Raw genomic sequence first — 24,101 nt, forward strand, 5'->3', positions numbered from 1 at the left:
ATTGGGAAGCACCGTGACGCTCGTCAAGGACTCACCGACCGCCACCCGGAAGGTCCGCCCCGCCGCCCCCGCCGCCGTCAAGCGGCGGGGCCGCCGGGAGAACCTCGCCGGCTACCTCTTCATGTCCCCGTGGATCGCGGGCTTCCTGCTGCTGACCGCGGGCCCCATGGTCGCCTCGCTCTACTTCGCGTTCACCGACTACAACCTCTTCAACACCCCGAAGTGGGTCGGGCTCGACAACTTCACCAAGATGTTCGACGACCCGCGGTGGCAGAAGTCGGTCGAGGTGACGGCGAAGTACGTCATCATCGGCACGCCCCTGAAACTGCTGCTCGCCCTCGGCGTCGCCCTGCTGCTAGCTCAGAGCCGCCGCGGACAGGCCTTCTACCGGGCCGCGTTCTACGCCCCCTCGCTCATCGGCGCGAGCGTCTCGGTCGCCTTCGTCTGGCGGTCGATCTTCTCCGACAACGCCGTCGTGGACCGTACGCTGTCCGTCTTCGGCATCCACGCGGGCGGCTGGGTCGGCAACCCCGACTGGATCCTCTACTGCCTGGTCGCGCTCACCGTCTGGCAGTTCGGCGCACCCATGGTCATCTTCCTCGCCGGGCTCAAGCAGGTCCCGAGGGAGCTGTACGAGGCGGCCGAGATGGACGGGGCCGGGCCCTTCCGGCGCTTCTGGAACATCACCCTGCCGATGATCTCCCCGGTGCTCTTCTTCAACATCCTGCTGGAGACCATCCACTCCTTCCAGATCTTCGGCTCCGCCTACGTCGTCTCCAACACGTACTGCGGTCCGGCCGACGCCACGCTCGTCTACACCTGCTACCTCTACCAACAGGGCTTCAAGAACGCCCAGATGGGCTTCGCCTCCGCGATGGCCTGGATGCTGCTGCTCGCCGTGGCCCTGGTGACCGCCGTCCTGTTCTGGTCGCAGAAGAAGTGGGTGCACTACGAGAACGACACAGAGGACGCCCGATGAGCGCGACCACCACCAAACCCCTGTCCCTGAACCGCAAGCAGACCGGCTCGCTCGCCTGGCACATCGGCTCGCTGCTGGTGCTCGCCGTCGTCCTCTACCCGGTCCTGTGGGTGATCGGCGCGTCCTTCAAGCCCAGCAAGGACATCATCAACAGCCTCCAGCTGTTCCCGTCCCACCCCATCCTGGCGAACTTCAAGGGCCTCGCCGACGGCATCGCGGACATCTCCATCTGGACCTTCTTCCAGAACTCCCTCTTCTACGCCGGCGGCGCCGTCGTCGGCATCCTGATCTCCTGCTCCCTGACGGCGTACGCCTTCGCCAAGATCAGGTTCACCGGCCGCAACCTCCTCTTCTCCCTGATGATCGGCACGCTCCTGCTGCCGTACCACGTGCTGCTCATCCCGCAGTACGTGATGTTCCAGAAGCTGGAGCTGATCAACACCTACGTGCCGCTGCTGCTCGGCAAGTACCTGGCGACCGAGGCCTTCTTCGTCTTCCTCATGGTGCAGTTCATGCGGAACCTGCCGAGGGAACTCGACGAGGCCGCGCGCATCGACGGCTGCGGGCACTTCCGGATCTACTGGTCGATCGTGCTGCCGCTGTGCCGGCCCGCGCTCATCACCAGCGCCATCTTCACCTTCATCAACGCCTGGAACGACTTCATGGGCCCGCTGATCTACCTCAACGAGCCCGGCAAGTACACCGTCTCCCTCGGCATGATGATGTTCCGCGACTCCGACGGCGTCGCCGCCAACTACGGCGGCCTCATCGCGATGTCGCTGGTCGCGCTGCTGCCCGTGCTCCTCTTCTTCCTCGCCTTCCAGCGCTATCTGATCGACGGAATGGCGACCTCCGGACTGAAGGGCTGAGGCGGTCGTCATGGCCCAGGCGCGGTTGAAGGCACGTAAGCAGTCCGAGTCCGTCCTGGCGGAACGGTTCGCCGTGTTCGCCGAGTGCCTGCTCACCGGGGTGTGGATCGCGGTCGCGTCGGTGGGGGTGGTCACCTATCCGGCGGCCTTCGCCGCCGGCGCCCGCCATCTGCGGCGGCGGACGGCTCATCAGGGCGGCGGCTGGCGGGAGTTCGTGAGCGACTTCCGTACGGCCGTGCGCGGCGGGTGGGCCGTCGGGCTCGGCGGGTGGGCCGCGGTGGCGGTGGCTTGGGTGGACGTCCAGGCCGTGCGCGCCGGGATCCCCGGCGGGCCGCTGGTCGGGGCCGTCGGGCTGTTCGCGCTGATCGGGGTCGCCGTGGCGGGGCTGCGCGCGGCGGCGGTGTGGGCGCCGGGGGAGCGGTGGCGGGCGCTGCTCGCCGCCGCCGGGCGGCGGACCGTGCTGGACCCCGCCGGTTCCTTCTTGATCGTCGGCGGGCTGGCCCTGGTGGGGCTGTCCGCCTGGATTGTCGCGCCGTTGGCGGTTCCCGTGATGGGGGCCGTTGTGGCGGCTGCTGTTGCTGTGGAGGAGCGGCGGCGCCGGTGAGTGCCGCACCAGTGCTATGTGACATATCACTGTAACTCCCATCTGTCATGCCCCTGATCATCCGCACCCGCAAAGGAAAGGCCGACCCACATGTCCCCCATCCCCCGCAGGTCCCTCCTCAAGGCCGCCGCCGTCGCCGGGGCCGCCGCGCAGTTCAGCTGGGCGCTGGGTGCCAAGGATGCCCAGGCCGCCCCCAGAACCGAGGCCGCCGACGCCGATCCGGTGACCCTGGACTGGCTGGAGGAGGGCGGTCTGGGCGCCGCCCCCGGTTCGACCGTCGGCGTGCCCTGGCCGAAGGGCGCGTTCCAGCCCGACCAGGCCTTCGCGGTCACCGACGCCGACGGCAAGGCCGTACCCGTGCAGTCCTGGCCGATCGCCTACTGGCCGGACGGGTCCCTCAAGTGGTCCGCGCACGCGGTGAGTTCGGGCTCCGGCAAGCTCACGCTCGCCGCAGGCGAGTCGGCCGCCCCCGACCGGAAGGTCACCGTCGACAGGAGCGGCGGCACGATCGACGTGTCGACCGGTGTGATCACGGCGAAGATCGGCAAGAACGGCTCGACCGTCGTCAAGTCCGTGACCCGCGGCTCGACGGAGATCGCCAGGAACGGGCGGCTGGTCCTCATCCGCCAGCCGGAGATCGAGGACGAGGACCAGGGCACGGTGAAGACCGAGCGCTTCGACGGGGCGATCGGAGCGGTGACCGTCGAACAGGACGGCCCCGTACGGGCGGTGGTGCGCATCGACGGCAAGCACCGCAAGGGAGACCGGAGTTGGCTGCCGTTCTCGATCCGGCTGTACTTCTACGCGGGCGCCGACTCCTTCCGGATGGTGCACACCATCACGTACGACGGCACACAGGAACCGGGCAAGGCGAGCGGGGACTTCATCCGCGGGCTCGGCGTGCGCTTCGACGTGCCGATGCGGGACGAGTCGTACGACCGGCACATCCGCATCGGCGGCGAGGGCACCGGCCTGCTGCGGGAGGCCGTCAAGGGCATCACCGGTCTGCGCCGCGATCCGGGCGCGGCCGTACAGGCGGCGCAGTACGCCGGGCAGAAGCTGCCCGACCCGGCCACCTGGGACCAGCGGGTGACGACCCGCCTTCAGTACATCCCGGAGTGGGGCGACTACACGCTCTCCCAGCTCTCCGCCGACGGCTTCACGCTGCGCAAGAGGACCAGGAAGGGGTACGGCTGGATCGGCGCCGGCGGTGGCAAGCGGGCCTCCGGGTTCGGTTACGTCGGGGGCGCGAGCGGCGGATTCTCCTTCGGGCTCAGGGACTTCTGGGAGAAGTACCCGGCACAGCTCGACATCCGGGACGCGCACACGGACTCCGCCGAGGTCACCCTCTGGCTCTGGTCGCCCGAGGCGCAGCCCATGGACCTGCGCTTCTACCACGACGGCATGGGCCAGGACACGTACGCCGAGCAGCTCGAAGGCCTCAACATCACCTACGAGGACTACGAGCCGGAGTTCGGCACCCCGTACGGCATAGCCCGCACCTCCGAACTCCTCTTCTGGGCCAACGAGTCGACGCCGACGGCCGAGACGCTGGCTCAACAGGTGGAGGCCGTAAGGGTGTTGCCGCAGCTCGCCGCACCGCCCAGGCAGCTCATCAAGGCGAAGGTGTTCGGGCCGGGGCTGTACTCCGAGCCGGACCGCTCCACGCCGGCCAAGGCGAAGATCGAGGACCACCTCGACTTCCTCTTCACCTACTACAAGGACCAGGTGGAGCAACGCCGTTGGTACGGATTCTGGGACTACGGCGACATCATGCACACCTATGACACGGTGCGGCACGTGTGGCGGTACGACATCGGCGGCTACGCCTGGGACAACTCCGAGCTGTCGCCGGACCTCTGGCTGTGGTTCGCGTACCTCAGAAGCGGCCGCTCCGACATCTTCCGGTTCGCCGAGGCGATGACGCGGCACACCGGAGAGGTCGACGTCTACCACATCGGGCAGTGGGCGGGGCTCGGCACCCGGCACGGGGTGCAGCACTACGCCGACAGCGCCAAGCAGCAGCGCATCGCCAACACGACGTACCGGCGCTACTACTACTTCCTCACCGCGGACGAGCGGGTCGGCGACCTCATGCACGCCAACGTCGACTCCGACGAGACGTTCCTCGTCCTCGACCCGCAGCGCAAGGTGCGGACCGACCCGTACACACCGGACCGGCACGCCCTGTCGATCGGGTTCGGCACGGACTGGAGCGGGCTCGTGTCCGCCTGGCTGACCGAGTGGGAGCGCAAGGGGCCCAAGTGGGAGAAGGCGAAGGCGCGGGTGCTGTCGACGATGGAGGGCATCGCCGCGCAGCCCAACGGCTTTGTGCAGGGGAGCGGGCTGTACGACCTCGACACCGGGAAGTTCGCCGTCGCGACGACTCCGGTGGTCGGCGTCTCGCACCTGTCGGCCGTCTTCGGGCTCAATGAACTCTGCGCCGAGCTGATCGACCTGGTCGACATGCCGAAGTTCAACGAGGCGTACTTCGACTACTGCCGCTACTTCAACGCCACGAAGGCCGAGCAGAAGGCGCGGTACGGCTCGGACTTCGGGACGCTGCTGCTCTTCCAGGGGCACTCGCGGCTCGATGCGTACGCCGCCGTGCAGACGGGGGACGCGACCCTCGCCCAGCGGGCCTGGACGAAGTTCTACAGCTCGGACGGCTACATGGAGTCGTCGCCGTGGAAGACGGAGAAGGTGACCGGGCCGATGGCCCTGGTCGCGGGCAGCGAGGCGAGCTGGGTGTCCACGAACGACACGGCGCTGTACGGCCTCGCCGCGATCGAGAATCTGGCGTTGCTGGGCGACAAGATGCCGTAGCGCCGTGCGCGGGAGGACGTGGGGAGCCGCGGGTCGGCCGTGGCTGGTCGCGCAGTTCCCCGCGCCCCTGACGGGGCGCTTCAGTCCATCCCTCCCAGGACCTCCCGTACCCGGCGGACCTCCCGGATGCGGCGCTCGTACGTGGCGCCGAGGGTCAGCAGGACGAGGCCGGCCAGTGCGGGAGGCACCCAGCGGGGCAGTACGCCGGTCAACTGGACCAGATACGGGGCCAGTTCGTGCAGGGCGTCCAGGATCAGCACCGAGCCGCCGAGCACGAGCGGGGCCTGGAGGCGGTGGCGGACGCCTAGGAGGGTGATCAGCAGGGCGGCCGTGCCGAGCAGCAGGGGGCGGGCCCAGTAGGGGTCGTCCCAGGCCGCGGCGAGGCTCGGCAGCAGGGTGGCGGTGAGGCCGGGGGCGTACGCCGTCCAGGACGAGGTCCGCGGGGCGCGGTGCCTACGGAGGGCGCCGACCAGCAGCGCCGGCACGGTGACCGGGAGCGTGTAGGCCTCCGGGGTGCCGACGTCCCAGGCCGCCAGCCGTACCCAGGCGGCCAGGACGAAGAGGGCGGCGGCCGCGTAGCCGACGGCTCGGCGGTCTGGCCGTACGGCCACGGCGGCGGCGATCACTCCGCAGAGGGCCAGGACCAGCGCGAGCATCGGAGGGTCGGTGATCGCGAGCCCGACGGCGAGGAGCGCGGCGGTCGCGCCCGCCACCTCGACGGGCACGCGCGCGTGGGTGAGGCGGGGAGCCAGGAGGGCCGCGGTCACCGGGATCGTCAATACCAGCAGCGCCGTGAACCGCGGCGACCAGCCCGCCGCCGCGCCCGTCGCGCAGGCGAGTGCCGTGCCGTACACGAGCGCGGTGGGGGCTGAGACCGGGGCGAGGTGCGGTCGCAGGGACGCCGTGGCGAACAGGGCGGTGAGGACGGACAGCAGCGTGAGGGTGGCCGCCTCGGAGGGCAGCGCGAGGAAGGCGAGGACGACGGAGGTGGCGAGGGCGACGGCGGTCGCGAGCAGGGGGCGGGGGAGGAAGGCGGCGGCCGCGAGCGCTGCGGCGGTGGTGAGGGTCGGCAGCAACAGGGCCACCGGGTAGGGGAGTTGGAGGGTCGGGGCGACTGTCATGACGGTCGCCCAGATGAGGACCGTGGCTCCGGCCGTAGCCTGTCGGCGCCAGGCTTCGGAGCGGGCCAGGAGGAGGAGTACGGCGGCCACGACCGCCGGCGCGAGCAGCAGTTGCGCGGGGTGCGTCGGCCACGGCGTGTCCACGGTCACCGCGGCGCGGGCGTCCGTCGGCTCGCCGGACCACGCCCGCCCCGTCCACCCCAGCGGGCCCAGCAGCGCGACGCCGACCAGCGGCAGCGCACAGGCGACGGCGACCGCCTGGACTCCGGCGGAGGCCTGGACGAGGCCACGCCGGGCGATCGTGGGCAACGGCGTGCGCAGTGCTGCCAACAGGGCGACACCGCAGGCCAGATACCCCGGTACGGTCCAGCCGCCGGGCAGCGCCGCCCGGAGCAGGCCCCCGGCGGCGGCGACCAGGAGCAGCCCACCGACGACGGCGTCGACGCCTGCCGCGATGCTTCCGGCGGTGGCGTTCGGGGCCGTCTCCGTGTCCCGCACCGCCAGGCGTTCCCAACGCCAGGCCGCCCCCACCGCGATCACCGCCCCCAGAGTGAGGAGCGCCGCCGCACGGGCGGCGGCGCTCGGGCCGGCTGCGTCCCAGGTGAGCCAGCCGGCCGTCAGTGCGCCCCACGCGCCCGTGCCGTACGCGCCGAGGGCGGCGACCGACCGTACGGACCCGGCGGTGCTGTGGAGCGCCACAATCGTGTCGAACCCGGCCGTCAGGAGGAGCGCGGCCGAGATGCCGTGGGCGCCCGCGTCAGCGGCGATCGCCCAGAGAAGCAGGGGGAGTTGGGCCATGGCGAGCGCTGCGGGCAGCGGCAGGTGCAGCCGTCCGCTCGTCGCCCCGAGGGCGCGGTCGTACGCCGTCCAGGCGGCGGCCAGCGCTGCCGTGGCCGATGCCGCGTACGCCGTACCGTCCGCCGCCGCGAAGGCGGTCTCGTGCAGCGCGTACGCGTCCAGGGCCGTCAGCGCCAGGCCCAGCCCGGCCACCGACTCGGCGGTCGAGCGCAGCCCCCGGCGCAGCAGCGCCGCGGGGGCTGTCAGGACGGCGAGGGTGAGGGCGCCGAGCACGAGCGCCCGGCCGGTGATGCCCAGGTGCCCCCAGCTGACCAGCGTGAACACCATCGCGGCGATGGTGAGCAGGACACCCCCGAACAGGAGCAGCATGTTCTGCACCCGCGGCGCCGAGGCCTCCGGCCGGGACGGCTCCACAGGCCGTGGCGGCTCTGCGGGCGTCCGCGCGGCGGACTGCAGCGTCGAGACCAGCCAGGCTCGGCGCTTGAGCAGCTGGAGCCTCCGGGCGTCCAGCTGCCACAGCTCGGCGTCGAGGAGCCGCAACTCCTCCGCCGGGGGCGGCACATGCGTCATGACTCGGAGTGTGGTCCGGGTCACGTCGCACGACATGAGTGCGGGTACTCAGTAGGTACTCACTTCCCGGGCAGACTGCCCTCATGGACTGGACGCACTACCGCTTCCGCAGCCTCTGGGCGCTGTCCGCGTCGCCCGACACCGTGTACGAGGTGCTGGAGCGGGCCGAGGAGTACCCCCGGTGGTGGCCCCAGGTGCGGGAGGTCGTCCGGCTCGACGACTCCAGCGGGAACATCAGGATCCGCTCGGTCCTGCCGTACGACCTGCGGTTCACCGCGCGCGAGACGCGGCGCGACCGAGTGGCGGGCGTGCTGGAGATCGCCATGACCGGCGATGTCGAGGGGTGGGCCCGGTGGACGATCACGGCGCACGGGGACGGGGCCCTCGCCCGTTACGAACAGGTCGTCGACGTGCACAAGCCGCTGCTCAGGCGCCTGGCCGTACCGGGGCGGCCGGTGTTCCGGGCCAACCACCGGCTGATGATGCGGGCCGGACGGCGTGGACTGGCCCGGTACTTGGAAGCGGTTTGAAGGAAGCCCGCGGAGACCTGTATGGTTCAGTGCGTTCCCGGGCGATTAGCTCAGTGGGAGAGCGCTTCGTTCACACCGAAGAGGTCACTGGTTCGAACCCAGTATCGCCCACCGGGAAAGGCCGGTCCGCAGCAGCGGACCGGCCTTTGTCATGCGGCGGCCGGCAGGTCCGGCCGCAGCGGCCACTCGGTGTTCACGATCTCCGGTGTGCCGCTCTTGGTGAACCAGGCCTGCAGACCGCGCGCCTGGGCCGCGTGCCACGTCGTCTGCAGGGCGTGCAGCTCGGCGGGGGAGAGACGTTCGAGGCGGGCCGCGAAACGGCGCCCCAGCGCTCGTACGACGTCCAGCGCGGCCAGGGCGTCGGCCCCCGCGTCGTGCGCGCCCTCCAGCGTCACGCCGTAGTGGGCGCACAGGTCGGCCAGGGTGCGGCGGCCCTTGCGGTAGCGGTCGAGGTGCTTGTCCAGGACCCGGGGATCGAGCACCCGCAGCGCCGACCCCTCGAACCAGCGGTCCAGCGAGGAGGCGCGATGGCGGCGCAGCTCGCGGTCGAGCAGGGTCAGGTCGAAGGGCGCGTTCATCACGACCAACGGGCGTGCCATCGCCGCCTGTTCGGCCAGCTCCTCCGCTATCTCGTACATCACCGGCGCCGGCCAGCGGCCGTTGCGCTGCAGGTGTTCGTCCGTCAGCCCGTGCACCGCCGTCGCCCCTTCGGGGACCGGCACACCCGGGTTGACCAGCCAGCGGGTCACCCGGGGCCGGGTGCCCGGGGCGTCCTGGACGACGACGGCGGCCGACACTATCCGGTCGGTCTCGACGTCAACGCCCGTGGTCTCCGTGTCGAAAGCGGCCAGGGGTCCCTCGTACCAGCACGTCATGCCTACACAACTCCTCGTTCACCCACGGCAGCTGACGTCCCGTCTTCTGCCTGTTTGGTGATACCCGGGCTGTTTGCGCACTACGCCGGAAGGACACAACAGGAGTACGGGTCTTTGCAGTTCAGCGGCCCGACGCGGGGATTCACTTGGCTTGGAAGGCTGTTTGGTCATGGCGATAGCGCAGCCCGAGCGGGGCGGGCTGCTGCCCGAACGCACGGGCCCCCTTCGCGGCACACTCGCCACCACCGCCTGCATGGAGACACTGCAGGTGGGATATCTGCACGCCGTCGCCGCGGCGGCCGGCTGCTCGCTGTCGCAACCCTTTCCGGACAACGGCATCGACTGGCACGTCAGTCACGGCTCACCCGGGCACACCGTCGACGACGAGGTGACCATCAAGGTGCAGCTGAAGTGCACGTACCAGATCGCGCCCAACCCACCCGGACGCTTCTTCTCCTTCACGCTGGACAACGACCATCTGCGCAAGCTCGCGCGCACGCCCGTCTCGGTGCACAAGATCCTCGTCGTGATGATCGTCCCCCGGTCCCAGGACCAGTGGCTCAGAGCCGGGCACGACCGGCTCGACCTGCGCCACTGCTGCTACTGGGTCAACCTCGCCGGGCACCCGATCACCGGCCGGACCCGGACCACCGTACGGATACCGACCTCACGCATCTTCGACGACCGGGCGCTGTGCGAGATCATGACGCGGGTCGGTACGGGAGGCAGACCATGACGCACCGCCCCCTGGAGGAGCCACTGCGGCCGGTGCGGCCGCACCCCGACGACATCGCCGCCGCGGCCTGGCACCGGCCCCCCGAGCCCGACGAGGTCGACCCGGCCGTGCTGAGCGCCCTGCTGCACCGGCACGGCTGGCAGCGCCGCGGCGGCGCCGCCGGCCGCTACGGCCGCTGGACCCCACCGGGGCCCGGCGGCAGCGGCACGAGCCTGCTCGTACCGGAGAGTCGGGCCTTTCCCGACAGCGACGACCTGCTCGGCGAGGCGCTCGTCGCCCTGTCCCGCAGCGGCACGCCCTCCGCCCGCGAGGTGCTGGTCGGGCTCGCCGTGCCCAGCGACGAGATCCGCTGGTGGCGGGATGTGCCGACCGGCCCGGCCGACTCCGCGCCCTGGGTCGTCGAGGAGCAACTGCGCGCCGCCGCCCGCCAGATGCTGCTCGCGGGCGCGCTCGCCACGCGCGCGCGTGCGGGCTACTACGGCGCCCGGCACCGCCGCGCCGCCGCCGCGCAACTGGAGAACGTCCTGGTCGGCTCCGCGACCGGCGGCGACCGCCTGACCGCCTTCGTGCCCGTCGGCACGGGGCGCCCGCTCGCCGTACGCCTCCACCAGGCGCTGTACGCGGCCCGCGAGGCCATCGACTACCAGCGGGCCACCGGCGGCATGGACGCCTTCGACGGCGCCGTCGAGGCCGGCGTCAGCCGGGAGCTCACCGAGGCGCTGATCGCCCTCGTGCGCGGCACAGAGGGCGCCCGGATCGGCGTGCAGTGGGCGCCGGCCGCCGGGGTGCCCGAGGACTGCGCGGCCACCGCCGAACCCGTCGAGTTCTCGCCGGGCGACCTGCCCGTGCTGCGCGAGGCCGGCGCCCGCTATCTGCGCGACGAACCGTCCGTGCCCGTCCGGATCACCGGCACGGTGGTACGACTGCGCAGGTCGGGGACGCGCGGCGACGGCAGCGTACGGCTGCGGGTGATCGCCGGGGCCGAGATACCGCACGTGCGCATCACCCTGGACGAGGAGGACTACCGCATCGCCGGCCACGCCCACCTCGTGGGGCTGCCGGTGCGGGTGCACGGGCGGCTGGAGAGCCGGGGCGGCTTCCGGCGGCTGACCGGCGCCTCCGGGGTCGTACCGGTGCAGGTGGACGAGGCGGAGCGGGACCGGCTGATGAAGTCGCTGCACGAGAACCTGGACTTCTTCGAGGAGGCGTGCAGCGGGGACGACTGCGACTGAGCCCCGACTGTGGGTGACCGTTTCGCGGTCGGCGGGTCGGGGTCGGTACGATCCCCTATTGCGCGCGCTCCTGGTATGGCGCCGCACCCACCTTCAGTCAGGAGAGACCGGTGTCAGACGTCCGTGTGATCATCCAACGCGATTCCGAGCGGGAAGAGCGCGTGGTGACGACGGGCACTACGGCCGCCGAGCTCTTCGCCGGCGAGCGCTCGATCATCGCCGCCCGGGTGGCCGGTGAGCTCAAGGACCTCGCCTACTCGCCGGCCGAGGGCGAGGTCGTGGAGCCGGTGGAGATCACCTCCGAGGACGGGCTGGGCATCCTGCGCCACTCCACCGCGCACGTGATGGCCCAGGCCGTCCAGGAGATCTTCCCCGAGGCCAAGCTGGGCATCGGCCCGCCGGTCAAGGACGGCTTCTACTACGACTTCGACGTCGAGAAGCCGTTCACGCCCGAGGATCTCAAGGCCATCGAGAAGAAGATGCAGGAGATCCAGAAGCGGGGGCAGAAGTTCTCCCGCCGTGTGGTGACCGACGAGGCCGCCCGCGAGGAGCTCGCGAACGAGCCGTACAAGCTCGAACTGATCGGTCTCAAGGGCTCGGCGTCGCACGACGACGGCGCGGACGTGGAGGTCGGCGCCGGTGAGCTGACGATCTACGACAACTTGGACGCCAAGACCGGCGAGCTGTGCTGGAAGGACCTCTGCCGCGGCCCCCACCTGCCCTCGACTCGCCTGATCCCGGCGTTCAAGCTGATGCGCAACGCGGCCGCCTACTGGCGCGGCAGCGAGAAGAACCCGATGCTCCAGCGCATCTACGGCACCGCCTGGCCCTCCAAGGACGAGCTGAAGGCGTACCTCGGCTTCCTCGCCGAGGCCGAGAAGCGCGACCACCGCAAGCTGGGCAGCGAACTCGACCTGTTCTCGATCCCCGAGCAGATCGGCTCCGGCCTCGCCGTCTTCCACCCCAAGGGCGGCATCATCCGCCGGGTCATGGAGGACTACTCGCGCCGCCGGCACGAGGAGGAGGGCTACGAGTTCGTCTACACCCCGCACGCCACGAAGGGGAAGCTTTTCGAGACGTCCGGGCACCTGGACTGGTACGCCGACGGCATGTACCCGCCCATGCAGCTCGACGAGGGCGTGGACTACTACCTCAAGCCCATGAACTGCCCGATGCACAACCTGATCTTCGACGCGCGCGGCCGCTCCTACCGCGAACTGCCGCTGCGCCTCTTCGAGTTCGGGACCGTGTACCGGTACGAGAAGTCGGGCGTCGTGCACGGCCTCACCCGCGCCCGCGGCTTCACGCAGGACGACGCGCACATCTACTGCACCCGTGAGCAGATGTCGGAGGAGCTCGACAAGACGCTCACCTTCGTCCTCGGCCTGCTGCGCGACTACGGCCTGACCGACTTCTACCTGGAGCTGTCCACCAAGGACCCGGAGAAGTTCGTCGGCACCGACGAGGTCTGGGAGGAGGCCACGGAGACGCTGCGCCAGGTCGCCGAGAAGCAGGGCCTGCCGCTGGTCCCGGACCCGGGCGGCGCCGCCTTCTACGGCCCGAAGATCTCCGTCCAGACCAAGGACGCGATCGGCCGCACCTGGCAGATGTCGACGATCCAGCTCGACTTCAACCTGCCCGAGCGCTTCGACCTCGAGTACACCGGCCCCGACGGCTCCAAGCAGCGCCCGGTCATGATCCACCGCGCGCTGTTCGGCTCCATCGAGCGCTTCTTCGCCGTCCTCCTGGAGCACTACGCGGGCGCCTTCCCGGCGTGGCTGGCCCCGGTCCAGGCGGTCGGCATCCCGATCGGCGACGGGCACGTGGAGTTCCTGGAGAAGTTCGCCGCCGAGGCCAGGAAGAAGGGCCTGCGGGTCGAGGTGGACTCCTCCTCCGACCGCATGCAGAAGAAGATCCGCAACGCCCAGAAGCAGAAGGTGCCCTTCATGGTCATCGCGGGCGACGAGGACATGTCCAACAACTCGGTGTCCTTCCGCTACCGCGACGGCTCGCAGGAGAACGGCATCCCGTTCGACGAGGCCATCGCGAAGATCGTGAAGGTCGTCGAGGAGCGCGCGCAGGTCTGATCCGGTACGGATCCGAGGCCCCCGGGACGTCAGCTTCCCGGGGGCCTCTTGTCGTCCTCCCGCGCGAAGACCTGCAGCAGCCAGGAGGCGAAGGTGCCCGTCACCGCGCCGAGCAGGGCCAGGCCGATGGCCATCATCCCGACCGCGATCAGCCGGCCCAGCCCCGTCACCGGGGTGATGTCCCCGTACCCCACGGTCGTGAGGGTCGCGCAGGTCCACCACACGGCGTCCCCGAACGTCCGCATCGACGCGCCCGGTGCCCCGCGTTCCTGCTGGTAGACGGCGAGGGCACCGGCGAAGCCGAGCAGTACCGTCGCCAGCCCGGAGTACGCGATCACCCGCGCGTGCAGGGCGAGCCGCGGCCTGCCGTGCCGGCGCTGCACGGCCTCGTAGACCCGGACGATCCGCAGCGGCCGCAGCAGCGGCAGCAGCAGCACCACCGTGTCCAGCCAGTGCGTCCGCACGAAGCGCAGCCGCTGCCCGCTCAGCCGCCAGGACACCGCGTAGTCGACGGCGAAGAGCGCCCAGGAGGTCAGCAGTACCGCGAGGCACAGGTCCTGCCACGCGTCGTGCAGACCGGGGGCCAGGACCCGGACCGCGTACGAGGCGAGGAAGGCCAGCGACGCCAGCGCCAGCGGCAGCTCGGTGCGCTGCTGCCAGCGGGCCACTCGACTGTCATCGTCCACTGCCCCAGCTTCGCCCGGCCGGCTTTTCCCGCAACCCCGCCGACACGCCGCGAACGGGCGACGCCATATGCTGCACTTCATGACGAGTGAGCCGGAGCAGCAGTTGGGAGTGGGGATCCAGGACGCCTTCCAGCGTCTGTGGACGCCCCATCGGATGGCGTACATCCAGGGTGAGAACAAGCCGACCGGCCCCGGTGCCGACGACGGCTGCCCCTTCTGCTCGATCCCGGCCAAGTCCGACGAGGACGGGCTGGTCGTCCGCCGCGGCGAGCACGTCTACGGCGTGCTGAACCTCTACCCCTACAACGGCGGCCACCTCATGGTCGTGCCCTACCGCCACGTCGCCGACTACACGGACCTCACGGACGCGGAGACGATCGAGCTGGCGGCCCTCACCAAGCAGGCGATGACGGCCCTGCGCACCGCCTCCGGCGCCCACGGCTTCAACATCGGCATGAACCAGGGCACGGTCGCCGGCGCCGGCATCGCGGCCCACCTCCACCAGCACATCGTCCCTCGCTGGGGCGGCGACACGAACTTCATGCCGGTGGTGGGCCACACACGGGTGCTGCCACAGCTGCTGGCGGACACCAGGAAGATGCTGGCGGAGGCCTGGCCCAGCGAGTGACGTCCGCTCACGCGTCGTAGACGTCGGCCTTCCTGGGCGACGCGTCCTGGACGTTCGTCGACAGGAACGCCGACCTCGTGCCGAACTTCTCCGTGTCCACGCCGTTCTCCGCGAGCACCCGTATCGCCGCCGCGTGCACGACCCGCAGCACCGGCGTGGCCGCCCGCAGCGCGTCGTCCGCCATGAAGCGGTGCCGCCAGGGCTGATCCGCCCACGCGTGCCGCAGGCCGAACGGCTCGGGCAGGCCTATCGTGCCGCCGAGCCAGTTGAGCAGCGGCGGGTACCAGCTGATCGGCGCCCGCACGGCCAGCCGTACGACCTCGTCGGTGTTGACCAGGGGAAGGGCCACCTTCCGGGTCTCCCACGGCTTGAAGGACTTCTGGACCTCCTTCGTGGGCGCCTCCGGCTTGCTGGTGAACAGTGAGTTGACCGGACCCAGCGCATGCCCGGTGATCTCGATGCGCAGCGTCTGGTGCAGCACGGTCACCGTGATCATCATGGTGATGACCAGCTGCCCGTCCCACAGCGTCCACTGCACGCCCAGGTAGTGCCGGTCACCCGCCCCGAACTGCTGCTTGTTGCAGATGTCCTGTATCGCGTGCGACTTGACCTGGTACGCCTCCACGTCGGTGCCCTCGGGACGGGACACCGCCTTCGCGCCCTCCCCGATCGGCGTGACGATCCAGTGCCGTACCGAAGGGGTCGGGAAACCACCGGTGTTGATGGTGTTGCGCTCCAGCATGCGCAGGTCGTCGTGGATCGCCCGGATCACGTCCCAGCTGCGGAACGGGTGGATCTCCCGCGTCGGGTCGGCCGAGACCAGATCCTCCGCGAGCTGCCAGCTGCCCCAGCGCGTGCCCATGCCGAGGATGCCCTTGGGCCCGGCGTAGAACACGGAGTTCGACTGCTGCTCGGCGGCGAGCTTGGCCAGGGACTGGCGCAGCGCGTCCGCCTTGGTCTCACCGGGGCTGGTCGGCACCGCCTCGGGCACCTTGGCGCCGACGCTGCTGCCGGCCAGCAGGCTGTCCCAGCGCTCGCGCAGGTCCTTCGCCGTGCGCTCGCAGATCTGCTTGGCCCAGAACCAGCCGATGACCGGCATGACGACGCACGCACGCGCGTACCACGCCCAGAAGCCGGTGAACGGCATCTTGATCAGGAAGAGCACCGCGAGCGCGCCCACCGCCACCAGCAGGGTCGTCGCCAGTGCGCCGGCCCGCTTGTCCTCGCGCTTGGCGACGGTCGTACGGATCTGGAAGATCAGCAGCCAGACCAGGAGCCCGGGCAGGAACAGCAGCCCGCACAGCACCATGACGATCGAGAGCCGGTTGTCCCGGTCCTTGCGGATGTTGTTCGCCGCGAGCGCGTGCTCCACGACGACCTGCGGTTCGGCGCCGAAGGACTGGATCAGCGGCTTGCGGCCGGGCCCGATCATGCGGTCCGCGACCGCCCGGGAGTAGGCCTCGCCCAGGTTCGGCCGGAAGATCTTCGCCCAGGGGCGGCCCGGCTTGACCTCGGTCTGGTGCCACTCGTTGTCGGCCTTCTTTATGTCCGCGACCGGGTTGTCCCGGTAGGCGGCCGACGCCAGGGCGTACGTCGCCGTCTGCCCCTCGTCGCCGGTGCGGGGCACCTGCGGGCCGAAGATGTCCCCGTAGCCGCTCTCAACGGTCATTCCCGCCCCCGATCGCCGTCGGACGTCGCCTCTGCGGCTCTTCCCGACTTCCTTGCTCCGCACACCTGTTGATCAGGTCATCGCGGTGATCCCGTGACAACTTGATCACGTCATCAGAGTATCCGCAGCCACTGACATTCGTCGGCGGACGGCCGAAGCCGCCCGCCGACGTGGAATCCCAACTACGAGGCGTCGCGCGCCTCTTCACGGATCCTTTCGGCGATCTGCGTCGGCATCGGCTCGTGCCGCGCGTAACTGCGGTTGAAACGCGCGGTGCCGTGCGACAGGGAGCGCAGGTCCACGGCGTACCGCCCGATCTCGATCTCGGGCACCTCGGCCCGGATCAGGGTGCGGCCGCCGCTGGTCTGTTCCGTGCCCAGCACCCGGCCCCGCCGCCCGGACAGATCGCTCATCACGGCGCCCACGTAGTCGTCGCCGACCAGCACGGTCACCTCGGCCACCGGCTCCAGCAGGTGGATCTTGGCGTCGGCCGCCGCCTCCCGCAGTGCCAGCGCGCCCGCCGTCTGGAAGGCCGCGTCCGAGGAGTCCACGGAGTGCGCCTTGCCGTCGAGCAGGGTCACCCGCACGTCGATGAGCGCGTAACCGGCCGCAACTCCCTTGGCGGCCTGGGCCCGTACGCCCTTCTCGACCGAGGGGATGAACTGCCGCGGCACCGCGCCGCCGACCACCTTGTCCACGAACTCGATGCCCGAGCCGCCGGGCAGCGGCTCCACCTCGATCTCGCAGATGGCGTACTGCCCGTGCCCGCCGGACTGCTTCACATGCCGCCCGCGCCCGGCCGACTTCCCGGCGAAGGTCTCCCGCAGGGACACCTTGTGCGGTACGACGTCGACCTGGACGCCGTAGCGGCTGCGCAGCCGTTCCAGCGCCACGTCCGCGTGCGCCTCGCCCAGGCACCACAGCACCACCTGGTGGGTGTCCTGGTTCTGTTCGAGCCGCATGGTCGGGTCCTCGGCGACCAGCCGGGACAGCCCCATGGAGAGCTTGTCCTCGTCCGCCTTGCTGTGCGCCTGGATGGCGAGCGGCAGCAGCGGGTCGGGCATCTCCCACGGCTCCATCAGCAGCGGGTCGTCCTTGGCCGACAGGGTGTCCCCGGTCTCCGCGCGGACCAGCTTGGCCACGCACACCAGGTCGCCGGCGATGGCGTGCGTCACCGGGCGCTGCTGCTTGCCGAAGGGCGTGGACAGCGCGCCGACGCGTTCGTCGACGTCGTGGTCCTCGTGCCCGCGGTCGGACAGCCCGTGGCCCGAGACGTGCACCGTCTCGTCGGGGCGCAGGGTGCCCGAGAAGACGCGCACCAGCGAGACCCGGCCCACGTACGGGTCGGACGCCGTCTTCACGACCTCGGCGACCAGCGGACCGGACGTGTCGCAGGCCTTGATCTCGCGCGGCTTGCCGTCGATGGTCGTGACACCCGGCGTGGGGTGCTCGAACGGCGTCGGGAAGCCGCCCGTGATCAGCTCCAGCAGCTCGACCGTGCCGAGCCCCTGCCTGGCGCCCTCGGCCGCGGGGGCGGCGGCCAGGACCGGGAAGAAGACCCCGCGCGCCACGGCCCGCTCCAGGTCCTCCACGAGTGTCTTGAAGTCGATCTGCTCGCCGCCGAGGTAGCGGTCCATGAGGGTCTCGTCCTCGCTCTCCGAGATGATCCCCTCGATCAGCCGGTTGCGGGCCTCCTCGATCCCCGGCAGCTGGTCCTCGCCCGGCTCGGACTCCTTGCGCTCGCCGGAGGAGTAGTCGAACAGCTTCTGCGACAGCAGCCCGGTCAGCCCCGTCACGGGCGCGTGCCCGTCGGGGCCCTGCGGGCCGTGCAGCGGCAGGTAGAGCGGGAGCACGGCGTCGGGGTCGTCCCCGCCGAAGGCCTCCGCGCAGGTCCGGGTCATCTCCTCGAAGTCGGCGCGGGCCGCCTCCAGATGCGTGATCACGATCGCCCGCGGCATGCCCACCGCGGCGCACTCCTCCCACACCATGCGGGTCGAGCCGTCCACGCCGTCGGCGGCCGAGACGACGAAAAGGGCCGCGTCCGCCGCTCGCAGACCGGCCCTCAGCTCCCCGACGAAGTCGGCGTATCCGGGGGTGTCGAGAAGGTTGACCTTGATGCCGTCCCATTCCACCGGCACCAGGGAGAGCTGCACCGAGCGGTTCTGCCGGTGCTCGATCTCGTCGTAGTCCGAGACGGTGCCGCCGTCCTCCACACGGCCCGCCCGGTTCACCGCCCCCGCCGTCAGCGCGAGAGCTTCCACCAATGTCGTCTTGCCCGATCCGGAGTGGCCGACCAGCACCACATTCCGTACGGACGCGGGGTGGTCGGCCGCTGTAGCCCTGCCGGCGGCTCCGGGGTGTGCGCTTGCCTTGTCGCCCATGGCCTTGCCTCCCGTGCACGGTGAGGTCTCTGTGGGCGCGGGCATGCCGGGCCGCGTGCGGTGGCGGCTCCGATGACGCCCGCGGTCCTTCGAGCTTTCCACTCCCGTCACGGTGCGTCCATACGGGCGACGCGATCCCGCCGTTACCCGTATGCCGTGCGGTCGTGACATGGGCCCACGGGTGCCCGGACGTCGTACACACGCGCGCGTGGCTACGATGGGCCAGCCGGTGGCCAGCAGGGGCCGCGCGGCCACACCGACCGTCGGGAAGGCCATGCTGAACAAGTACGCGCGTGCATTCTTCACGCGTGTCCTCACACCGTTCGCCGCGTTTCTCATCCGCCGGGGCGTCAGCCCCGACACGGTCACGCTCCTGGGCACCGCCGGAGTGGTCGCGGGCGCACTGGTCTTCTACCCCATGGGTGAGTTCTTCTGGGGCACGGTCGTGATCACGCTGTTCGTGTTCTCCGACCTCGTCGACGGCAACATGGCCCGCCAGCTGGGCCGCTCCAGCCGCTGGGGCGCCTTCCTGGACTCCACCCTCGACCGGGTCGCCGACGGCGCGATCTTCGGCGGCTTCGCCCTCTGGTACGCCGGTGGCGGCGACGACATCGCACTGTGCGCGGTCTCCATCTTCTGCCTGGCCAGCGGCCAGGTGGTCTCGTACACCAAGGCCCGCGGCGAGTCGATCGGCCTTCCGGTCGCCGTCAACGGCCTGGTCGAGCGTGCCGAGCGCCTGGTGATCTCGCTGGTCGCGGCCGGTTTCGCGGGCCTGCACAAGTTCGGCGTGCCCGGCATCCAGTACCTGCTGCCCGTCGCCCTGTGGATCGTCGCCGTGGGCAGCCTGGTCACGCTGGTCCAGCGGGTGGTCACGGTCCGCCGGGAATCGGCCGAAGCCGAGGCAGCCGCGGCCGCCCAGGAGAGCGAGAATGCCTCCCAGGGGAGGGAGGCGGCGAAGTGAGTCTCCGCGATCAGCTCACGGACGGGCTGTACGGACTCGGCTGGAGCACGGTGAAGAAGCTCCCCGAGCCCGCCGCCGTGCGCCTCGGGCGGACCATCGCCGACCTCGCCTGGAAGCGCCGCGGCAAGGGCGTGCGGCGCCTGGAGAGCAACTACGCGCGCGTGCTGCCCGACGCGAGCCCGGAGCGGCTGGCCGAGCTCTCGCGCGCGGGAATGCGCTCGTACCTGCGCTACTGGATGGAGTCCTTCCGGCTGCCCGCCTGGAGCGCCGAGCGCATCAGGGGCGGCTTCGACCCCAAGGACGTGCACCACCTCACCGACGGGATCGCCTCCGACAAGGGCGTCATCCTCGCCCTGCCGCACATGGCCAACTGGGACCTGGCCGGCGCCTGGGTCACCACCGCGCTCGAAACCCCCTTCACCACGGTCGCCGAGCGCCTCAAGCCCGAGACGCTGTACGACCGTTTCGTCGCCTACCGCGAGGGCCTCGGCATGGAGGTCCTCCCGCACAGCGGTGGCACCGCCTTCGGCACCCTGGCCCGGCGGCTGCGCGACGGCGGCCTGGTCTGCCTGGTGGCCGAGCGCGACCTGTCGTCCTCGGGCGTCGAGGTGCGGTTCTTCGGCGAGGCCACCCGGATGCCGGCCGGCCCTGCCCTCCTCGCCCAGCAGACCGGCGCACTCCTGCTCCCGGTCACGCTCTGGTACGACGACTCGCCCGTCATGCAGGGACGAGTGCATCCCCCGATCGAGGTCCCCGAGACAGGCAACCGGGCCGAGAAGACGTCTGTCATGACACAGGCGCTGGCCGATGCCTTCGCCACGGGGATCGCCGACCATCCGGAGGACTGGCACATGCTCCAGCGCTTGTGGCTCAAGGACCTCGACCCCGGTAAGGGGCCCTCGTGAGGATCGGCATCGTCTGCCCGTATTCCTGGGACGTGCCGGGCGGCGTCCAGTTCCACATCCGCGACCTCGCCGAGTACTTCATCCGCCTGGGGCACGAGGTCTCCGTCCTCGCCCCGGCGGACGACGACACCCCGCTGCCGCCGTACGTCGTCTCGGCGGGGCGCGCGGTCCCGGTGCCGTACAACGGCTCGGTCGCCCGCCTCAACTTCGGCTTCCTGTCGGCGGCCAGGGTGCGCCGCTGGCTGCACGACGGCCGGTTCGACGTCGTCCACATCCACGAGCCGACCTCGCCCTCGCTCGGCCTGCTGACCTGCTGGGCGGCCTCCGGCCCGATCGTCGCCACCTTCCACACCTCCAACCCCCGCTCGCGCGCGATGATCGCCGCGTACTCGATCCTCCAGGCGGCCCTGGAGAAGATCAGCGCGCGGATCGCGGTGAGCGAGTACGCCCGCCGCACGCTCGTCGAACACCTCGGCGGCGACGCGGTGGTGATCCCGAACGGCGTGGACGTCGACTTCTTCGCCGAGGCCGAGCCCAAGCCCGAGTGGCAGGGCGACACCATCGGCTTCATCGGCCGCATCGACGAGCCCCGCAAGGGCCTGCCGGTCCTGATGAAGGCCCTCCCGCGGATCCTCGCCGAGCGCCCGCAGACGCGGCTGCTGGTGGCCGGCCGCGGCGACGAGGAGGAGGCGGTCGAGTCGCTGCCCGCCGAACTCCGTTCCCGCGTCGAGTTCCTGGGCATGGTCAGCGACGAGGACAAGGCCCGCTTCCTGCGCAGCGTCGACCTGTACGTCGCCCCCAACACCGGCGGCGAGAGCTTCGGCATCATCCTGGTCGAGGCGATGTCGGCGGGCGCCCCGGTGCTCGCCTCCGACCTGGACGCCTTCGCACAGGTCCTCGACCAGGGTGCGGCGGGCGAGCTGTTCGCCAACGAGGACCCCCAGGCGCTGGCCGCGGCGGCCGTACGGCTGCTCGGCGATCCGGAGCGGCGGGCCGAGCTGCGGGAGCGCGGGAGCGCGCACGTGCGGCGCTTCGACTGGTCGACCGTCGGCGCGGACATCCTGTCGGTGTACGAGACGGTGACGGACGGGATGGCGGCGGTGGCCGCCGCGGACGACGACGAGCGGGGGCAGGGGCTGCGGGCGCGGTTCGGGCTGGCGCGGGACTGACCCGACGCCTCGGCCGCCGGGGCATGATCCCGCCCGCTCCGGCGGCGCGTAATGTGTGCGCCCGTGACCCCAACCCTCATCTGGATCCTCGTCGTTCTGGTCGCGATCGGCCTGTATCTGAGCTGGACCGCGGGCCGTCTCGACCGCCTGCACGCCCGGATCGACGCCGCCCGCGCCGCCCTCGACGCCCAGCTGCTGCGACGCGCCTCCGTGGCCCAGGAACTGGCCACCTCCGGCGTCCTGGACCCGGCCGCGTCGATCGTCCTGTACGAGGCCGCGCACGCCGCCCGGCAGGCCGAGGAGGAGCAACGGGAGGTCGCCGAGAGCGAGTTGAGCCAGGCGCTGCGCGCGGTCTTCGGAGAGGCCCAGCAGGTGGAGGCCGTCCGGGAGGCGCCCGGGGGAGACGCGGCGGCCCACGAGCTCACCGAGGCCGTACGGCGGGTCCCGATGGCCCGGCGCTTCCACAACGACGCGGTCGGCGCGGCCCGCCGACTCCGCGAGCACCGCAAGGTCCGCTGGTTCCGGCTGGCCGGCCACGCCCCCTTCCCGATGGCCTTCGAGATGGACGACGAACCACCGACGGCCCTGGTCGAGCGGGCGGCCTAGGGCCTGTCCGGTGGATCGGGCCGGCTGCAAGAAACGGTGCTTCCTGGCCAAGCCGAGCGGGGTCTGGTGCGTGCAGCTGCAAGGCGGAGGAGGGAGTCGACGCGGTGGGGGCACCTCCCGGCCGAAGGCTGGGGGACGTCGGCGACCGACGACAACGCCGCTGGGGGTACCCCCTCTGGGGGAGCGCGTGCCAGACCCCGCGACGCCGGCCTGATCCGCCGGACAGGCCCTAGGGGCGGCCGCGTGAAAAGGATCCACCGGCTGCTCATTGGCCCTTGCCGTGGACTGGTCCACTCGCGTTTCCTCGGTGTTCGTAGAAATCCTCTTTCACTTCAGTGAGGTCACCCGTGTCCATCATCGACAACCAGGCCCCCGAGACCGGCACCGCCCGAGTGAAGCGCGGCATGGCCGAGCAGCTCAAGGGCGGCGTGATCATGGACGTCGTCACCCCGGAGCAGGCGAAGATCGCCGAGGACGCGGGCGCCGTCGCCGTCATGGCCCTGGAGCGGGTCCCGGCCGACATCCGCAAGGACGGCGGCGTGGCCCGGATGTCCGACCCGGACATGATCGAGGGCATCATCGACGCCGTCTCGATCCCGGTCATGGCCAAGTCCCGCATCGGCCACTTCGTCGAGGCCCAGGTGCTGCAGTCCCTCGGCGTCGACTACATCGACGAGTCCGAGGTCCTCACCCCGGCCGACGAGGTCAACCACTCCGACAAGTGGGCCTTCACAACCCCCTTCGTGTGCGGCGCCACCAACCTCGGTGAGGCCCTGCGCCGCATCGCCGAGGGCGCGGCCATGATCCGCTCCAAGGGCGAGGCCGGCACCGGCAACGTCGTCGAGGCCGTCCGCCACCTGCGCCAGATCAAGGGCGAGATCGCCAAGCTGCGGGGCTGCGACAACAACGAGATCTACGCCGCCGCCAAGGAGCTGCGCGCCCCGTTCGAGCTGGTCAAGGAGGTCGCCGAGCTCGGCAAGCTCCCGGTCGTGCTGTTCTCCGCCGGTGGCGTCGCCACCCCCGCCGACGCCGCGCTGATGCGCCAGCTCGGCGCCGAGGGCGTCTTCGTCGGCTCCGGCATCTTCAAGTCCGGCGACCCCGCCAAGCGCGCCGCCGCCATCGTCAAGGCGACCACCTTCTACGACGATCCCAAGATCATCGCGGACGCGTCCCGCAACCTCGGCGAGGCCATGGTCGGCATCAACTGCGACACCCTCCCCGAGGCCGAGCGTTACGCGAACCGAGGCTGGTGATGACCGATCCCGTGGTCGGAGTGCTCGCACTCCAGGGCGACGTACGGGAGCACCTCATCGCCCTGGCCGCGGCCGACGCCGTGGCCAGGCCGGTCAGGCGCCCCGAGGAACTCGCCGAGGTGGACGCCCTCGTCATCCCCGGCGGCGAGTCCACCACCATCTCCAAGCTGGCCGTCCTGTTCGGCGTCATGGAGCCGCTACGCGCGCGCGTGCGGGCCGGAATGCCCGTGTACGGCACCTGCGCCGGCCTGATCATGCTCGCCGACAAGATCCTCGACCCGCGCTCGGGCCAGGAGACGATCGGCGGCATCGACATGATCGTGCGCCGCAACGCCTTCGGCCGGCAGAACGAGTCCTTCGAAGCGGCGGTCGACGTCAGGGGAATCGCGGGCGATGCTGTAGAGGGCGTGTTCATCCGCGCCCCCTGGGTCGAGTCCGTCGGCGCCGAGACCGAGGTGCTCGCCGAGCACGACGGCCACATCGTCGCGGTCCGCCAGGGCAACGCGCTCGCCACGTCGTTCCACCCGGAACTGACCGGCGACCACCGTGTGCACGCCCTGTTCGTCGACATGGTGCACGCCAACCGGGCGTCCGAGTCCTAGTAGGATCTCTGGCG

20 protein-coding genes and 1 tRNA gene are annotated in these 24,101 nt (G+C 70.9%); 16 read left to right on the plus strand and 5 right to left on the minus strand.

What is annotated here, in order from left to right:
- Nucleotides 1-13: 13 nt before the first annotated feature.
- The 4 genes from MQP27_RS32820 to MQP27_RS32835 all read left to right on the plus strand — a co-directional run bounded on the left by MQP27_RS32820 (nucleotide 14) and on the right by MQP27_RS32835 (nucleotide 5,278).
- Nucleotides 14-979: a carbohydrate ABC transporter permease gene (locus MQP27_RS32820; protein WP_242771019.1), complete on the plus strand. Its 966-nt coding sequence runs from the start codon at nucleotides 14-16 to the stop codon at nucleotides 977-979.
- Nucleotides 976-1,848: a carbohydrate ABC transporter permease gene (locus tag MQP27_RS32825; RefSeq protein WP_242771022.1), complete on the plus strand. Its 873-nt coding sequence runs from the start codon at nucleotides 976-978 to the stop codon at nucleotides 1,846-1,848. The genes MQP27_RS32820 and MQP27_RS32825 overlap by 4 nt, the downstream gene beginning before the upstream one ends.
- A 10-nt stretch (nucleotides 1,849-1,858) precedes the next feature.
- Nucleotides 1,859-2,452: a hypothetical protein gene (locus MQP27_RS32830; RefSeq protein WP_242771025.1), complete on the plus strand. Its 594-nt coding sequence runs from the start codon at nucleotides 1,859-1,861 to the stop codon at nucleotides 2,450-2,452.
- 90 nt (nucleotides 2,453-2,542) lie between these two features.
- Nucleotides 2,543-5,278: an exo-rhamnogalacturonan lyase family protein gene (locus MQP27_RS32835; RefSeq protein ID WP_242771028.1), complete on the plus strand. Its 2,736-nt coding sequence runs from the start codon at nucleotides 2,543-2,545 to the stop codon at nucleotides 5,276-5,278.
- 80 nt (nucleotides 5,279-5,358) lie between these two features.
- Here MQP27_RS32835 and MQP27_RS32840 read toward each other — a convergent pair whose 3' ends face one another.
- A complete protein-coding gene (locus MQP27_RS32840; RefSeq protein ID WP_242771031.1) occupies nucleotides 5,359-7,803 on the minus strand; it encodes an SCO7613 C-terminal domain-containing membrane protein in 2,445 nt (814 codons plus the stop codon).
- A gap of 47 nt (nucleotides 7,804-7,850) precedes the next feature.
- Here MQP27_RS32840 and MQP27_RS32845 point away from each other — a divergent pair, with 47 nt between their 5' ends.
- Nucleotides 7,851-8,297, plus strand: a complete 447-nt coding sequence (locus MQP27_RS32845; protein ID WP_242771034.1) for an SRPBCC family protein — start codon at nucleotides 7,851-7,853, stop codon at nucleotides 8,295-8,297.
- A gap of 39 nt (nucleotides 8,298-8,336) precedes the next feature.
- Nucleotides 8,337-8,408, plus strand: a tRNA-Val gene (locus tag MQP27_RS32850).
- Nucleotides 8,409-8,446: 38 nt separating this feature from the next.
- Here MQP27_RS32850 and MQP27_RS32855 read toward each other — a convergent pair.
- On the minus strand, nucleotides 8,447-9,172 hold the full coding sequence (locus MQP27_RS32855; RefSeq protein ID WP_242771037.1) for a 3'-5' exonuclease: 726 nt from the start codon (nucleotides 9,170-9,172) through the stop codon (nucleotides 8,447-8,449).
- A gap of 169 nt (nucleotides 9,173-9,341) precedes the next feature.
- Here MQP27_RS32855 and MQP27_RS32860 point away from each other — a divergent pair, with 169 nt between their 5' ends.
- The 3 genes from MQP27_RS32860 (at nucleotide 9,342) to thrS (ending at nucleotide 13,227) form a co-directional block, all read left to right on the plus strand.
- On the plus strand, nucleotides 9,342-9,908 hold the full coding sequence (locus tag MQP27_RS32860) for a DUF4365 domain-containing protein (RefSeq protein ID WP_242771040.1): 567 nt from the start codon (nucleotides 9,342-9,344) through the stop codon (nucleotides 9,906-9,908).
- Nucleotides 9,905-11,140: a hypothetical protein gene (locus tag MQP27_RS32865; protein ID WP_242771043.1), complete on the plus strand. Its 1,236-nt coding sequence runs from the start codon at nucleotides 9,905-9,907 to the stop codon at nucleotides 11,138-11,140. The genes MQP27_RS32860 and MQP27_RS32865 overlap by 4 nt, the downstream gene beginning before the upstream one ends.
- Nucleotides 11,141-11,250: 110 nt before the next feature.
- A complete protein-coding gene (gene thrS, locus MQP27_RS32870) occupies nucleotides 11,251-13,227 on the plus strand; it encodes a threonine--tRNA ligase (RefSeq protein WP_242771069.1) in 1,977 nt (658 codons plus the stop codon).
- 29 nt (nucleotides 13,228-13,256) lie between these two features.
- Here the strand turns inward: thrS and MQP27_RS32875 are convergent, their stop codons facing one another.
- Nucleotides 13,257-13,913, minus strand: a complete 657-nt coding sequence (locus tag MQP27_RS32875; RefSeq protein ID WP_242771071.1) for a potassium channel family protein — start codon at nucleotides 13,911-13,913, stop codon at nucleotides 13,257-13,259.
- Nucleotides 13,914-13,980: 67 nt separating this feature from the next.
- Here MQP27_RS32875 and MQP27_RS32880 point away from each other — a divergent pair, with 67 nt between their 5' ends.
- Nucleotides 13,981-14,541 (plus strand): HIT family protein, encoded by a 561-nt coding sequence (locus MQP27_RS32880; protein ID WP_242771073.1) that lies wholly within the window; start codon nucleotides 13,981-13,983, stop codon nucleotides 14,539-14,541.
- 7 nt (nucleotides 14,542-14,548) lie between these two features.
- Here the strand turns inward: MQP27_RS32880 and MQP27_RS32885 are convergent, their stop codons facing one another.
- Nucleotides 14,549-16,210, minus strand: coding sequence for an AbeC-like domain-containing protein (locus MQP27_RS32885; RefSeq protein ID WP_242771075.1), 1,662 nt, complete (start codon nucleotides 16,208-16,210; stop codon nucleotides 14,549-14,551).
- Nucleotides 16,211-16,392: 182 nt separating this feature from the next.
- Complete coding sequence (locus MQP27_RS32890) at nucleotides 16,393-18,591, minus strand: elongation factor G-like protein EF-G2 (RefSeq protein ID WP_242771077.1); 2,199 nt, start codon at nucleotides 18,589-18,591, stop codon at nucleotides 16,393-16,395.
- 217 nt (nucleotides 18,592-18,808) lie between these two features.
- Here MQP27_RS32890 and pgsA point away from each other — a divergent pair, with 217 nt between their 5' ends.
- The 6 genes from pgsA to pdxT all read left to right on the plus strand — a co-directional run bounded on the left by pgsA (nucleotide 18,809) and on the right by pdxT (nucleotide 24,087).
- Complete coding sequence (gene pgsA, locus MQP27_RS32895; RefSeq protein ID WP_242771282.1) at nucleotides 18,809-19,552, plus strand: phosphatidylinositol phosphate synthase; 744 nt, start codon at nucleotides 18,809-18,811, stop codon at nucleotides 19,550-19,552.
- The gene (locus MQP27_RS32900; protein ID WP_242771079.1) at nucleotides 19,549-20,457 is read left to right on the plus strand and encodes a phosphatidylinositol mannoside acyltransferase; all 909 of its coding nucleotides are present in this window, start codon (nucleotides 19,549-19,551) and stop codon (nucleotides 20,455-20,457) included. Before pgsA ends, MQP27_RS32900 begins: the two co-directional genes overlap by 4 nt.
- Complete coding sequence (locus MQP27_RS32905) at nucleotides 20,454-21,626, plus strand: glycosyltransferase family 4 protein (RefSeq protein WP_242771081.1); 1,173 nt, start codon at nucleotides 20,454-20,456, stop codon at nucleotides 21,624-21,626. Before MQP27_RS32900 ends, MQP27_RS32905 begins: the two co-directional genes overlap by 4 nt.
- 63 nt (nucleotides 21,627-21,689) lie before the next feature.
- A complete protein-coding gene (locus tag MQP27_RS32910) occupies nucleotides 21,690-22,232 on the plus strand; it encodes a LemA family protein (RefSeq protein WP_242771083.1) in 543 nt (180 codons plus the stop codon).
- Nucleotides 22,233-22,579: 347 nt separating this feature from the next.
- Nucleotides 22,580-23,485, plus strand: a complete 906-nt coding sequence (gene pdxS, locus MQP27_RS32915; protein WP_308290023.1) for a pyridoxal 5'-phosphate synthase lyase subunit PdxS — start codon at nucleotides 22,580-22,582, stop codon at nucleotides 23,483-23,485.
- The gene (pdxT, locus tag MQP27_RS32920; protein ID WP_242771085.1) at nucleotides 23,485-24,087 is read left to right on the plus strand and encodes a pyridoxal 5'-phosphate synthase glutaminase subunit PdxT; all 603 of its coding nucleotides are present in this window, start codon (nucleotides 23,485-23,487) and stop codon (nucleotides 24,085-24,087) included. Before pdxS ends, pdxT begins: the two co-directional genes overlap by 1 nt.
- Nucleotides 24,088-24,101 lie beyond the last annotated feature (14 nt).

It is taken from the genome of Streptomyces cylindrosporus (assembly GCF_022698165.1).
In the GTDB taxonomy this organism is placed as follows: domain Bacteria; phylum Actinomycetota; class Actinomycetes; order Streptomycetales; family Streptomycetaceae; genus Streptomyces; species Streptomyces cylindrosporus.

Coding starts and splice junctions, on each gene's coding strand:
- MQP27_RS32825 (WP_242771022.1), top strand. CDS start 976: ATGAGCGCGACCACCACCAAACCCCTGTCCCTGAACCGCAAGCAGACC.
- MQP27_RS32830 (WP_242771025.1), top strand. CDS start 1,859: ATGGCCCAGGCGCGGTTGAAGGCACGTAAGCAGTCCGAGTCCGTCCTG.
- MQP27_RS32835 (WP_242771028.1), top strand. CDS start 2,543: ATGTCCCCCATCCCCCGCAGGTCCCTCCTCAAGGCCGCCGCCGTCGCC.
- MQP27_RS32840 (WP_242771031.1), bottom strand. CDS start 7,803: ATGTCGTGCGACGTGACCCGGACCACACTCCGAGTCATGACGCATGTG.
- MQP27_RS32845 (WP_242771034.1), top strand. CDS start 7,851: ATGGACTGGACGCACTACCGCTTCCGCAGCCTCTGGGCGCTGTCCGCG.
- MQP27_RS32855 (WP_242771037.1), bottom strand. CDS start 9,172: ATGACGTGCTGGTACGAGGGACCCCTGGCCGCTTTCGACACGGAGACC.
- MQP27_RS32860 (WP_242771040.1), top strand. CDS start 9,342: ATGGCGATAGCGCAGCCCGAGCGGGGCGGGCTGCTGCCCGAACGCACG.
- MQP27_RS32865 (WP_242771043.1), top strand. CDS start 9,905: ATGACGCACCGCCCCCTGGAGGAGCCACTGCGGCCGGTGCGGCCGCAC.
- MQP27_RS32880 (WP_242771073.1), top strand. CDS start 13,981: ATGCTGCACTTCATGACGAGTGAGCCGGAGCAGCAGTTGGGAGTGGGG.
- MQP27_RS32885 (WP_242771075.1), bottom strand. CDS start 16,210: ATGACCGTTGAGAGCGGCTACGGGGACATCTTCGGCCCGCAGGTGCCC.
- MQP27_RS32890 (WP_242771077.1), bottom strand. CDS start 18,591: ATGGGCGACAAGGCAAGCGCACACCCCGGAGCCGCCGGCAGGGCTACA.
- pgsA (WP_242771282.1), top strand. CDS start 18,809: ATGGGCCAGCCGGTGGCCAGCAGGGGCCGCGCGGCCACACCGACCGTC.
- pdxT (WP_242771085.1), top strand. CDS start 23,485: ATGACCGATCCCGTGGTCGGAGTGCTCGCACTCCAGGGCGACGTACGG.